The organism is Vibrio sp. R11-SG3-ISO9, assembly GCF_059834255.1.
This window is the reverse complement of sequence record NZ_JCBDGU010000027.1, coordinates 1-13282: the sequence shown is the minus strand read 5'-3', so window position 1 is coordinate 13282 and position 13282 is coordinate 1. Positions and strand designations below refer to the sequence as shown.

General features: G+C 43.5%; 11 protein-coding genes. 8 read left to right on the top strand and 3 right to left on the bottom strand.

What is annotated here, in order from left to right; all coding sequences use genetic code 11:
- Positions 1-3: 3 nt before the first annotated feature.
- Positions 4-390 (bottom strand): hypothetical protein, encoded by a 387-nt coding sequence (locus AC6R05_RS08280; RefSeq protein ID WP_500647117.1) that lies wholly within the window; start codon positions 388-390, stop codon positions 4-6.
- Positions 391-407: 17 nt separating this feature from the next.
- Positions 408-989 carry an outer membrane beta-barrel protein gene (locus AC6R05_RS08275; RefSeq protein ID WP_500647116.1) on the bottom strand — a complete coding sequence of 194 codons (582 nt, stop codon included), beginning with the start codon at positions 987-989 and terminating at the stop codon, positions 408-410.
- 451 nt (positions 990-1440) lie between these two features.
- Here AC6R05_RS08275 and rbsD point away from each other — a divergent pair, with 451 nt between their 5' ends.
- The 7 genes from rbsD (at position 1441) to AC6R05_RS08240 (ending at position 9363) form a co-directional block, all read left to right on the top strand.
- Positions 1441-1860: a D-ribose pyranase gene (rbsD, locus tag AC6R05_RS08270; protein WP_500647115.1), complete on the top strand. Its 420-nt coding sequence runs from the start codon at positions 1441-1443 to the stop codon at positions 1858-1860.
- A gap of 38 nt (positions 1861-1898) precedes the next feature.
- Positions 1899-3404, top strand: coding sequence for a ribose ABC transporter ATP-binding protein RbsA (gene rbsA, locus AC6R05_RS08265; protein ID WP_150869752.1), 1506 nt, complete (start codon positions 1899-1901; stop codon positions 3402-3404).
- Complete coding sequence (rbsC, locus tag AC6R05_RS08260) at positions 3401-4387, top strand: ribose ABC transporter permease (protein ID WP_032552359.1); 987 nt, start codon at positions 3401-3403, stop codon at positions 4385-4387. Before rbsA ends, rbsC begins: the two co-directional genes overlap by 4 nt.
- 108 nt (positions 4388-4495) lie before the next feature.
- Positions 4496-5374 carry a ribose ABC transporter substrate-binding protein RbsB gene (gene rbsB / locus AC6R05_RS08255; RefSeq protein ID WP_032552358.1) on the top strand — a complete coding sequence of 293 codons (879 nt, stop codon included), beginning with the start codon at positions 4496-4498 and terminating at the stop codon, positions 5372-5374.
- A gap of 159 nt (positions 5375-5533) precedes the next feature.
- On the top strand, positions 5534-6466 hold the full coding sequence (gene rbsK, locus AC6R05_RS08250; protein ID WP_500647114.1) for a ribokinase: 933 nt from the start codon (positions 5534-5536) through the stop codon (positions 6464-6466).
- 130 nt (positions 6467-6596) lie between these two features.
- Positions 6597-7598 carry a substrate-binding domain-containing protein gene (locus tag AC6R05_RS08245; RefSeq protein WP_152470449.1) on the top strand — a complete coding sequence of 334 codons (1002 nt, stop codon included), beginning with the start codon at positions 6597-6599 and terminating at the stop codon, positions 7596-7598.
- A gap of 241 nt (positions 7599-7839) precedes the next feature.
- Positions 7840-9363: a methyl-accepting chemotaxis protein gene (locus AC6R05_RS08240; RefSeq protein ID WP_500647113.1), complete on the top strand. Its 1524-nt coding sequence runs from the start codon at positions 7840-7842 to the stop codon at positions 9361-9363.
- 56 nt (positions 9364-9419) lie between these two features.
- Here the strand turns inward: AC6R05_RS08240 and AC6R05_RS08235 are convergent, their stop codons facing one another.
- Positions 9420-10703, bottom strand: coding sequence for an EAL and HDOD domain-containing protein (locus tag AC6R05_RS08235; protein ID WP_500647112.1), 1284 nt, complete (start codon positions 10701-10703; stop codon positions 9420-9422).
- 294 nt (positions 10704-10997) lie between these two features.
- Here AC6R05_RS08235 and AC6R05_RS08230 point away from each other — a divergent pair.
- On the top strand, positions 10998-13282 hold a 2285-nt coding region (locus AC6R05_RS08230; protein WP_500647111.1), incomplete at its 3' end, for a CHASE3 domain-containing protein.

Here is a 13282-nt window from a genome sequence, read left to right as displayed (position 1 = left end):
CCATCACGACAAACTCACTTCATAATGAAAAGTCACGCTGTCATCATCTCCGAAAGAGACAGCCGCTTTTCCGTGTTTGCTGAGAAACAATTCGGGTAACAAATAATAATCACTATTATCCTCACCATGCACGCAGCTCAACCTTGCTTGTAAGAGATAGCCGCTAACAAACGCTTGTTCACGATCAGAGTAGTTTTCGGTTACTTTACTGTAATAAGTACAGTCGCCTTTTTCTGTGGACTGCCAAGTGTTCATTTGATGAACTTCGATATTTAAATTCAACCTGCTCTCATCATTAATCAACTTAACGTTTAATGACGCAGCAGATAGACCAAACGACAATAAACTTAATGCGCTAGTCACAGATAAGCGCCAAATCCTGTTGTTCATGATCTCAATATACTCCCTTAGAAGTTGAAGCTTGCCCCGAGGTAAGCACTCGCCACACTGTATGACTCAGTCACTCCACGGTATGTAATATCAAACTCATCCTTTTCATAAGCGAGTCTAAACGTCACTTGGCGTAAAGCGGGGTGAGTGTATTCAACACCAGCACCTAATCTCATTAATACTTCCTGTTCGTCATTCGAACCGCCGCCAGGTGACGTGGCTTGTAGGTCCACCATACCTAGACCTACAGTGACAAATGGTCGAATACCAACATCGAACTGATAACCTACATTAGCTGCCAATGAATAACTTGCGAGTGTAGTAGTTACCTTTCCTGCATGCTTTGGCGATCGGTAAACCGTATCAGCATAATTGGTATACTGCCCTTCAAAGCCGATATTTTGATTTAATTTAAAGCCGCCATGCACTTTATATGTCTGACCGTCAGTCTCTGACCAAATTGGGTCCGACTCTTTTTCAGCCCACCCGCCATCATCGAAATCTGTCTCTCCCACGCCAATGCCTAAGTAAAACGGTGAGTCAGAAGCGTTAACATTGAGTGATAGCAAGCTCGCAGCAAGCAACAGTTGAATTTTCATTAAGAGTTCCTAGTGGATAAATTAAGTACCGCAACCTATCAACAAAGCCTTCAAAAAAATAAACGACGAGCACACCGTTTTATAACCAAGTCTATTTTTAATAAGAGATCGATCATAACCATATGAAGTTTAGACATTTATATTCTTTTAGACTTTTCTATACTCCTCTTTCAGCCCAATTCGAAACACAGTGATTCAAATATATTAGGGCGTTAGAATTCGTCTAATCGTTCATCATCAACTAACCCTACCCCATACTGACACAACTATCATTTACGTGATCCAATTCAACGTTTTCGACCCCATCGAAACGTTTCGATGATCATCATCACACTCTTTCTGAATGATTCGTGCATTTCATCATTCAAACACTATTATTCTTATCGAAACGTTTCGATGGTGTTTTCTTATCTCTGTTCCGACATCGAAAAATTGCCCAATAGGTAGTGTTATGAAAAAAAGTACTCTAATTAATTCCGATCTTTCTTATCTTGTGGCGACTCTAGGTCACACTGATGAAATCACTATCTGTGATGCGGGCCTGCCGATCCCCGATCACGTGCGCCGTATCGATTTAGCGCTTACACATGGCGTACCAAGCTTTGCACAAACCGTAAAAACCATGCTTGATGAATCTCAAATCGAAGGCGTGGTTATCGCCGAAGAGTTTGCGCAAGTAAGTCCAAAACATCACGCGGTGCTGATTGACCAACTCAAAACGGAAGAAGCACGTTGCGGCAAAACTATCGCGATTAACTACGTAAGCCATGAAGAATTCAAACAACGCACCAATGAGAGTCGCGCTGTAATACGTACGGGCGAATGTACCCCTTATGCAAATGTCATCTTTCAAGCTGGCGTAACTTTTTAAGCGAACCAAACAACCTGGCCCCGAGTAAAGGAAACCACATGACTCAAGCCATTTTAGAACTTAACTCAATTGAGAAAGCTTTCCCTGGTGTAAAAGCCTTGGATAAAGCGAGCCTCAACGTTTACCCAGGACGCGTTATGGCGCTGATGGGCGAAAACGGCGCTGGTAAATCGACCTTAATGAAAGTGCTGACGGGTATCTATCACCTAGATGGCGGCACTATTCACTACCAAGGTCAGCCAGCGGCATTTAAAGGCCCACGCGATTCTCAGCAAGCGGGTATCAGTATTATTCACCAAGAATTGAACCTGATTCCTGAACTGACGATTGCGGAAAACATCTTTCTAGGTCGTGAAATCACTGGAACGTTGGGCCGAATTCTATGGAACGAAATGTACCAAGAAGCCGATAAGCTGCTTAAGCGCCTTAACGTAAAACACAGTTCTAAAACACCACTGGGCGAGTTAAGCCTTGGTGAGCAACAGATGGTAGAGATCGCGAAAGCCCTATCGTTTGAATCTAAGGTCATCATTATGGATGAACCAACTGATGCCTTAACTGATACAGAAACCGAATCTCTTTTCAAAGTGATTAACGAATTGCGTGACGAAGGTTGCGGCATTGTTTACATCTCTCACCGACTGAAAGAGATCTTCGAGATTTGTGATGACATTACCGTACTGCGTGATGGCAAATTCATTGGTCAATGTGAAGTGAAAGACACCAACGAAGATGGCCTTATCGAAATGATGGTAGGTCGTAAGCTAGACGAACAGTACCCACGTATCGAACCAACTCACGGTGAGACTTGTTTAGAGGTTATTGGCTTAACAGGCTCTGGTGTACACGACGTTAGCTTCACCCTAAAACGCGGCGAAATCCTTGGCGTGTCTGGTTTGATGGGTGCAGGACGTACTGAACTAATGAAAGTCATCTACGGTGCCCTACCGAGCGAACGCGGCGTCATTAACCTAGATAACAAAACCATTAACCCAGCGAGTCCAAGAGACGGCTTGGCCAATGGCATCGCCTACATTTCCGAAGACCGTAAAGGTGATGGCCTAGTGCTTGGTCTGTCGGTGAAAGAGAACATGTCTCTTTGCTCTCTAGACATCCTGACCAAAGGCGCGCAAATCCAACACAAAGACGAAGTGATCGCGGTGGATGACTTCATCAAGCTATTCAACATCAAGACCCCTACTCGCGAGCAAATCATTGGCAACCTATCTGGTGGTAACCAGCAGAAAGTGGCCATCGCTAAAGGCTTGATGACCAAACCTAAAGTTCTGATTCTCGACGAGCCAACTCGTGGTGTCGATGTCGGTGCGAAAAAAGAGATTTACCAGCTTATTAACAAATTCAAGGCTGACGGAATGAGCATCATCCTTGTCTCTTCTGAAATGCCGGAAGTTTTGGGAATGAGTGACCGCATCATGGTGATGCACGAAGGCCGCGTGAGTGGCGAATTTGACGCTAAAGAAGCAAACCAAGAATTATTACTGGCATGTGCGGTCGGTAAAAAGATCAACGAGGACGCAGCATGAGTACTAATACCATGAGCAAAACAACTGAAACACCAGCGAAGAAGTCTCTACTGAGCAAAGAGTGGCTGATTGAACAAAAATCACTGATCGCTTTGATCTTTTTGATTGTCGTTGTTTCTTTCTTAAACCCGAACTTCTTTACTGTCGATAACATTCTAAACATCCTGCGCCAAACATCAGTTAACGCCATCATCGCGGTAGGTATGACACTGGTTATTCTGACTGCTGGCATCGACCTGAGTGTCGGTTCGGTACTTGCACTTTGTGGTGCTTTCGCAGCCAGTATGATTGGTATGGAAGTTCCGGTTATGGTTGCAGTCCCAACGGCATTAGTAGCAGGTGCTGCGCTAGGTGCAATCAGTGGTGTGATCATCGCGAAAGGTAAGGTTCAAGCCTTCATCGCAACCCTTGTAACCATGACGCTTCTACGTGGTGTGACCATGGTTTACACCGATGGTCGTCCAATTTCTACTGGCTTTACTGACACAGCAGACGCATTCGCTTGGTTCGGTACAGGCTACGCAATGGGCATCCCGGTTCCAGTATGGATCATGACTGTCGTATTCGCAGCGGTATGGTACCTACTTAACCACACACGCTTTGGCCGCTACGTTTACGCTCTTGGTGGTAACGAATCAGCAACTCGCCTATCAGGTATCGACGTAGACAAAGTGAAAATCGGCGTATATGCCATCTGTGGTCTACTTGCTGCCGTAGCAGGCATCATCGTTGCCTCTCGTCTCTCTTCAGCACAGCCAACTGCGGGTATGGGCTATGAACTAGACGCCATCGCAGCCGTTGTACTTGGTGGTACCAGCTTAGCCGGCGGTCGTGGTCGCATCATGGGCACATTGATTGGTGCTCTGATTATCGGCTTCCTGAACAACGCACTGAACCTATTAGACGTGTCTTCTTACTACCAGATGATTGCAAAAGCAGTGGTTATCCTTCTGGCGGTATTGGTTGATAACAAAAACAAGTAACACATTAAACGGCTCTAGTTTGAGTCAACGTAACACCTTAATAAATTAATAATATAACAACGAGCTAGGACTCACCTTCTAGCTCACCCTACACAAAGGACTTACACCATGAAAAAATTAGCAACTCTAATTTCTGCTGCTCTACTTTCAACAACGGTTTCTGTGTCTGCTCAAGCGCAAGACACAATGGCTATCGTACTGTCTACATTGAACAACCCGTTCTTCGTGACAATGAAAGATGGCGCGGAAGCGAAAGCAGAAGAGCTAGGCTACAAGCTTATCGTTCTTGATTCTCAAAACGACCCAAGCAAAGAGCTATCGAACATTGAAGATCTAACCATTCGTGGTGTTAAGGCTATCCTGATCAACCCAACAGATTCAGATGCTGTATCTAACGCAATTCGCATGGCTAACCGTTCAAGCATCCCTGTACTGACTCTAGACCGTGGTGCAAGCCGTGGTGATGTAGTGAGCCACATCGCTTCTGATAACGTAATCGGTGGTGAAATGGCAGGTCACTTCATCATGGAAAAAGTGGGCGAGAAAGCAAAAGTAATCCAACTTGAAGGTATTGCTGGTACATCTGCGGCACGTGAGCGTGGTGAAGGCTTCATGAACGCAGTAAACGGCAGCGGCCTTGAGCTTCTTGCAAGCCAACCTGCTGACTTCGACCGTACTAAAGGCCTGAACGTAATGGAAAACCTACTTGCAGCTAACCCAGACGTTGAAGCTGTATTCGCTCAGAACGATGAAATGGCTCTAGGTGCACTACGCGCTGTTCAAGCTTCTGGTAAAGACGTAATGATCGTTGGCTTTGACGGCACAGACGATGGTATTGCAGCCGTTAATCGTGGTCTGTTAGGTGCAACTGTTGCTCAACAACCTGACCTAATCGGCTCTCTTGGCATCGAAATGGCAGACAAAGTACTGAAAGGCGAGAAAGTTGACGAGTACGTACCAGTTCCTCTGAAAATTGTTGCTAAATAATCTCTCTTAATTAAGAACAGCGGGGGTCCCCCTACCCTCGCTTTCTTTCTATCACGACAGTGCATAGCTCTTTCCCATTGCGCGGTCTCTCGATACCCGTTGACGGTGATGAGAAACAGCCATGCATTTTCAAATACGATATATCATAAGGCTCGTATCATGACTCAACTGATTGTTTTAGGTAGCGTAAATGCTGACCATGTACTGCAAGTTCCCTCTTTCCCTCGTCCAGGCGAAACGCTGATTGGCGGAAACTATCAGGTCATTCCCGGCGGTAAAGGCGCAAACCAAGCGGTTGCTGCGGCTCGCTTGAATGCAGATATCGGTTTTATCGCCTGTGTTGGTGACGACCCATTTGGTGTCAACATCCGCCAAGATTTCGAGAAAGACGGTATCAATATCGATGGTGTGATTGTTGCGGAAAATACCCCAACAGGGATTGCTATGATCCAAGTATCCGCAACCGGTGAGAACAGTATCTGTTTATCAGCTGAAGCAAACAACAAATTAGACTGCGCGCAAATCGAACCACATCTTGATAAGATTCGCGGCGCAAAATACCTGTTAACGCAACTTGAAACGCCGATTGAAGGCATCGAGTACGCAGCAAAAGTGGCAAAAGAATCCGGCACTAAAGTGATTCTTAACCCAGCACCAGCTCGCCCTCTATCAAACGAACTGCTTGCATGCATCGACGTGATTACACCAAATGAAACGGAAGCAGAAGTCTTAACTGGCGTTACCGTGACCGATGACGTATCTGCACACCAAGCAGCACTTGCTCTGCATGACAAAGGCATTGAAACCGTGATGATCACGCTAGGTGCGAAAGGTGTTTGGCTAAGCCATAGTGGTGAAGGTAATCAAGGGGAATTGATTCCAGGATTCCGAGTAGAAGCGACGGATACCACCGCCGCAGGTGATACATTTAATGGCGCATTGGTCACAGGCTTACTTGAAGAGATGCCACTAGAGAAGGCGATTAAGTTCGCACATGCTGCAGCGGCTATTTCAGTGACACGTTTTGGTGCACAAACATCAATACCGTCACGTCAAGAAACAGATGCATTTTTGGCTGAGCAGTTAGGGTAATTACAAACTTCATGACGACAAGTGTCTTGGCTAGTGCGTAATAAATTTTAAATAATTTGTTGCGCACAACCCTCTGTTTTAAGGCAAAATATCGCCCAAAGTGGAACGACCAGCACCACAAGGAATTATTATGGCAACAATGAAAGACATCGCTAAACTTGCCAAGGTTTCAACCTCTACTGTTAGCCATGTGATCAACAAATCTCGATTTGTTAGCGACGAAATCGCAGAGCGCGTCAACAAAGCGGCAAAAGAGCTTAACTATGCCCCCTCAGCCCTCGCTCGCAGTCTTAAAATGAAGCAGACAAAAACGATCGGTATGTTGGTGACAACCTCGACGAACCCATTTTTTGGGGAGGTCGTAAAGGGCGTAGAGCGACGTTGCTATGAGAAAGGCTACAATCTCATACTTTGTAATACAGAGGGCGACAGTGAGCGCATGAAATCGTCTATCGACACACTGCTCCAGAAGCGTGTCGATGGCTTAATGTTGATGTGCTCAACTCTAGAAGGCGAGCATTTAGACGTATTTGAGCGCTACCCCGAGTTGCCTGTTGTTGTTATGGATTGGGGGCCAATGCTGTTCGCAAGCGATAAGATCCAAGATAACTCCCACCAAGGGGGATATATGGCTACCCAACATCTTATTGATAACGGTCATACTGAGATTGGTTGTATTACAGGCCCTCTTCATCGTAATCAAGCATCTTCACGTTACGAAGGCTTTAAACAGGCCATGAGTGAAGCCAACCTTAAAGTTCATGCAGACTGGATTGTTGAGTCTAACTTTGAGTGTGACGGCGGCTTTGATGCATTTCAGACGCTAAAAAACCGTGGAAGACTGCCAAGTGCCCTATTCGTTTGCAACGATATGATGGCTATGGGTGTGATTCACGCTGCTGCGCAAGATGGGTTACGTGTACCACAAGATCTTTCACTGATCGGTTACGATGATATCCACTTATCGAAATACATGACCCCAGCATTAACGACCATCCACCAACCAAAACATCGGCTAGGTAAAGCGGCTGTTGATACTCTGTTGAGTCGTTTGGAGTCTCCAGAAGTTTATCCTCAAGTCGTAGAGTTAGAGCCTACTCTCATCGAAAGAAGTAGTGTTTTAACTCTATAATTTAATCAGTTAGATTTATTAAGAGCACATATTTGTGCTCTTTTTTTTGCTCCAAATTTCACCACCTAACCTCCCGCAAAATAACCACTTTAATACCATGGTTAAATATTAGTTAAATTAATAACAACACCCAACCAATGGAAGCAAGGTCACGCTTTAAACGAAATTCATAATTCAAATGAATGATTTTATAAATTAATATCCACTTGTAACAAATTATTAATAAAGAGCTTCAATAACAATGACTATAAACCAAGAAGTCCATGTACCTGTAGGTGCAGAACTTATCTCAACGACAGACTTAAACGGTCGAATTACATACGTCAATAATATATTTTGTGAAATAGCAGGCTTTACTAAAGAGGAGTTATTAGGACAGCATCATAATATCGTTCGACACAAAGATATGCCGAAAGCAGCATTCGCTGATTTGTGGTCACATTTAAAACAAGGTGAAGTTTGGCGAGGTGCTGTAAAAAACAGCACTAAAGATGGTGGTTATTATTGGGTCGATGCCTTTGTTTGTCCCATATATGAGAATGGTGATCATGTTGGTTACCAATCTGTACGTGTACATTTAGAAAACCAATATAAAAAGCGCGCTATTGAGGCATACGAGAAGCTAAACCAAAAACCATCGCTCAACGTTCAAGTAGGTCGATTTCAGAACCTAAAATTGGCATCTGGTTTGCTAGCTGGCGCAGCATTTACTTATCTTGCTTTTACCAGCTCCCCCCTATTCAATCTTGCAACACCAGCGTTTTTGCTCTCGCTCTACTATCGTGAGTTAGTATCAAATCCATCAGAGCAGAAGCAGCGCGCTAATGACTACGACAGCGTCTCTCGCCTTGTATTCAGCACTAACAAAAACAATGCCACCGATTACCACTTAAAGATTGAACAAGGGCGAGTTCGCACTATCTTAGGTCGCGTAACAGACCGAGGACTATCAATTCGTTCCAGTGCCGAGGAGGTCAATAAGTCCTCCGCGCAATCTCAGTCTAATATCTCGCGTGAAACACAAGAGCTAGAGGCAGTTTCAGTCGCCATCGAAGAAATGACCCAGACAATTCAAGATGTCGCTAAAAACTGCGTGCAAACATCTGAACAGGTTAAAATTGCCGAGTCTCACTGTCAGGAAGCATTGTCTTCCATTGGAATCACACGTCAGAAAGTAGAAACGATGACGCAAGAAGTAGAGCAATCGACACTGGTGGCTTCCAAGGTTGTTAGTGAATCTGAGCAGATAAATGCCATTATCTCTGAAGTTCAAGGCATTGCAGAACAAACCAACCTACTCGCGCTTAACGCAGCAATAGAAGCAGCCAGAGCTGGTAGTGCTGGTCGAGGCTTTGCTGTCGTTGCTGATGAAGTTCGAGCGTTAAGCATTCGTACTCACGATGCTACCGAACACATCCAAAAGACGATTGGACGCATACAGACCTCTTTATACGAACTTCAAGACAAAATGATTGAAAATCAAAACGTAAGCCAAGTATGTGCGCAAGAGACTAAACACTCAGAGACAAAAGTAGTTGCGATGTCTAATTCATTAAGTGAGATCTCTGATATCGCATTACAAACAGCAACTGCTGCAGAGCAACAAGGGGCGGTTGCCGAAGATATCAGCACCAACATCATGAGCATCAATGACGCATCTCGGAGCAATCTCGCCCAAGCTGAAGCACTGTCTACGCTTTCTGAAGAACTCACAGTATCTGCGGATAACCTAAATGGACTCGCACTATCGTTTAGCAACCGATAGTAATCAATACACTGTGAGATAGAAAAAGAGCGCTAATCAAATTAGCGCTCTTTTCGTTAAATATAGATCCGATTGTACATCGCTTGAACGTCATCAACTGTTGTATCGGTAATATTGGTGGGAAGTTCTTCCAGATACGTACCAGAACTTTCAAGTAATTCGACAAGGCTCAATACCTCACCGAGTTCACCTTTTCTGTGTTTGATCTGCTCACGCACTCTAGGCTCCAAATTAATAGAGTCGATAATTCGCTGACCATTGTTATGAGTAATTTCATCAAGTATCGTTATTAAACCGATAAAAAATCCACACTGGGTCATTTCTCGATTATTCGACTTTCGACACAAGAACTCAAACATTTTTGCTCTGTTTATCGCTTTATCATAAAGGTATTCATTACTGCATAATTCAGAAGATATAATAGTAGAAACTAAAACTTGTATCTTATACAGGCCTAAATAGTTAATTGCATGCTTTATATTAACAATCGGCTTCGATATCTTAATGCTAATATCATTCGCCATTTTTATAATGCTAATATATGTGCTGGCGTCTTTCTTTATTTCATTCTCTATCTGATGTTTATTGGCATTTTTACAGTTAACTTTTTCAAGTATTTTAAATAGCGTAGACTGCCTTGGTGACAAATTATCAGATTCTTGTAATTGAGGCCTCTCTAGATAATAACCCTGAAAGAGATCCATCCCTATATCAACACATTGATTAAATTCTTCTTCTGTTTCTACTTTTTCTGCTAGATGTAGACACGGGTGATCACACACACTCATCACGGTTTCAATATAGTCTAAGTCACTCTTAGTGAGATCAAACTTAATAATATCTGCCAACGGAAGGTACTTACGCCAAGGGTTCTCTGGTGAGAAATCATCAAACGCGATTCGATATCCTAATGCTTTTGCCGCCTTAATCTCTTGAACGAGAGCCTTTGATGGTACGGTAGTCTCTAACACCTCTAGGCATACCTTTTGTTTGGGAAGTATGCGATAAGTTCTGTTCAACATATCTTGTTCACAGAAGTTAAAAAACCAGTACTTTTGAGTATCTATCCGAGTCACCGGGCTCAATGCTAAACTGCCACTTATTATTGAATCAGTTGCATTATCTGGAATAGACATTAATGGCTCATTGCCTGATTTTCTAAATAAAACTTCATAGCCGAAAACTGATCTGTCTTTCTTAAAAATTGCTTGCTTAGCGAAGAAATATGTATTCATTTTTGTGTTTTTATAATGTTGTGTTTTACGTTGAAAGCCATCACTAATTGTTACGGTTCCAATCTTTGCATAGTGAGTAGTTGTATAACGTACAAATGCTAACATGAATGATTACAATTTGTTACAAAGCATACGAATAATTTATAAAAAGGCAGTGAATTATTAAATCATCGTACCAGTTGGAATTCACAACCTGTAGAAATACGCATAGCTAAGCTCAATCTAAACTCTTTAGATTTCATCGTTATGACGATCTCTACCCATCTTCTCTTACTCTAAAGGAGTATTTTTGAGGTTAAAGCTGATCTACCGCACCAATATGCACTTTAACACCTAACATTTTTACTTTTCTCTTCTACACTGATTCAATATAGCAAACGGTTTGAGGCAATCTTCTTCATGTATGCTGCATGGTTCGACAACATATCCCTGCAAAAGAAACTATTCGTCAGTTTCTGTATTCCTATCATGTTCATGTTGCTTGTGTCTCTATCAGTTTATGAAAATACTCAATCCATGGTGAAAGATAACCACTGGGTCGTTCACACTCATAAAGCAATCGCACGAGCGCAAGAGTTACTGAGTTTAGTCGTTGACATGGAAACAGGACAACGGGGCTACCTACTCACCGGCGATACTGAATTCCTTGAGCCTTACCATCTTGCTTTGTCAGTATGGAAAGACAAAGTCACCACATTAGCCAAACAAGTCGACGATAACCCACCTCAAGTTGAACGCTTATATAGAATCGATGCCTTGTTAAAGAGATGGCTTAAAGAGTCTGGAGAAAAAGAGATCGCCCAGCGCCAACTTGTCGACCAAGGCGAAGCTTCGATGCTCAGCGTGATCAAGTTTGCGCAAAAACAGACGGGAAAAACCATTGTCGACGAGATCCGAAAAGAGATCGCACAATTCATCGAGATCGAAAACGAGCTCATCGGTGTCCGCGTGGTTAAGTCTGACAATAGCGCGATTAAAACCACATATGTCCTGATTGGGGGAGCTATCTTCACTGTGTCTGTATCGTTGTTGGTCGCGGTTTGGTCCTCAAGCAGAATCAGAAAGCGCATTACATGCCTGCTAGAAGCAACACAGCAAGTCTCCGAAGGACATTTAAATAAAGGGGCGAACACGCTCAACACTAGCCCTAACCTTCAAGGAAAAGATGAGGTTGCTCAACTCACACACAGTTTCAAACAAATGGCTCTTAGCTTGATCAAAAATGAACAAGATATGCGTTCTTCGAACGAAGCCTTAATCGAAGAGAGGAAGAAAGCAGAAGCCGCCGTTAAAGCCAAAAGTGAGTTTCTCTCTACGATGAGTCATGAGATCCGAACTCCAATGAATGGCGTACTTGGCATATCACAAATCATTGCTTCTCAGACTAAGGAACCTGCAACCAAAGAGAACATAGATATCATCTTAGACTCTGGGCAACACCTGATGACCATCCTCAACGACATCTTGGATTTTTCAAAGGTTGAAGAGAACAAACTGGAACTGGAGGTTGCACCATTTAGTTTTCATCAAGTGTTGCAACCGGTTTGCAGTGCGATACAGCCGATGGCAGATGAAAAAGGTATTCGCTTACTGACCGAAAACGAAATTCCCAACAATATCGAGCTGCTTGGTGATCGCGCTCGCTTACGTCAGATCTTGTTTAATCTCGGTGGTAATGCGACTAAATTCACCAACGAAGGGCACGTACTGATTCAGGCTACTCTGAACCAAGCAACGTCAGAACTTGTGTTTACTGTCACAGATTCCGGTATCGGTATCCCCAAAGAGAAGCACGCACATATCTTCAATTCCTTTGAACAAGCAGATACATCGACAACGAGAGAATTTGGTGGAACAGGGCTTGGTTTAGCCATTGTCAAAAATCTCGTTGACCTTATGTCAGGGGAGATAAATCTCAACAGTGCTCCTGGGCTCGGCACGCGTTTCAAAATTACTCTCCCAATCACTTGGCGAGAAAAAGAACTTGTTAAAGAATCAGACTTACTAGATTCATCAACCTCTGTTGAAACAACATCATTGAACATTCTGCTAGTCGAAGATAACCGCGTAAATGCGATTGTCGCCAAAGGCTTCTGCGAGAACTACGGCCACCATGTCTCACTGGCAGAAAACGGTGCTGTTGCAATAAACCGCCTAAGAGCCGAGCGTTTTGATCTTGTATTGATGGATAATCACATGCCGGAGATGAATGGCATTGAAGCAACACGCTATATCCGCGAAACCTTAGGGCTAAACATCCTAATCTTCGCCTACACTGCAGATGTATTTCGTGAGGCGCATGATAGTTTTATTGAGGCTGGTGCTGATCACGTCTTAACCAAACCACTTCAACAGGAAAGTTTCTTAGACGCCCTTCACCATTTCTCTTCTCAATTGCCGAAACAATCAAATATGGCGAAAGAGGATATAGGCACGAGCAACAATGTCATCGCACTTCACCGAGAACCTATTGAGAAGTTAAGACTCACTGAAGAGGAGATCAGCCGTTCTGAAATCATTCAGATGTTGCAAGATGACCAAGAAGGACTCGCGGCACTCATTGACTCCACGATTGTGGAATTCGAAGAATCCGTCGACCACCTGATTGAATTTTATATGTCCAAAGAGCTCAGTTCATTACAAAAGACACTTCACTCAATCAAAGGCATGTCTCTCAATTTAGG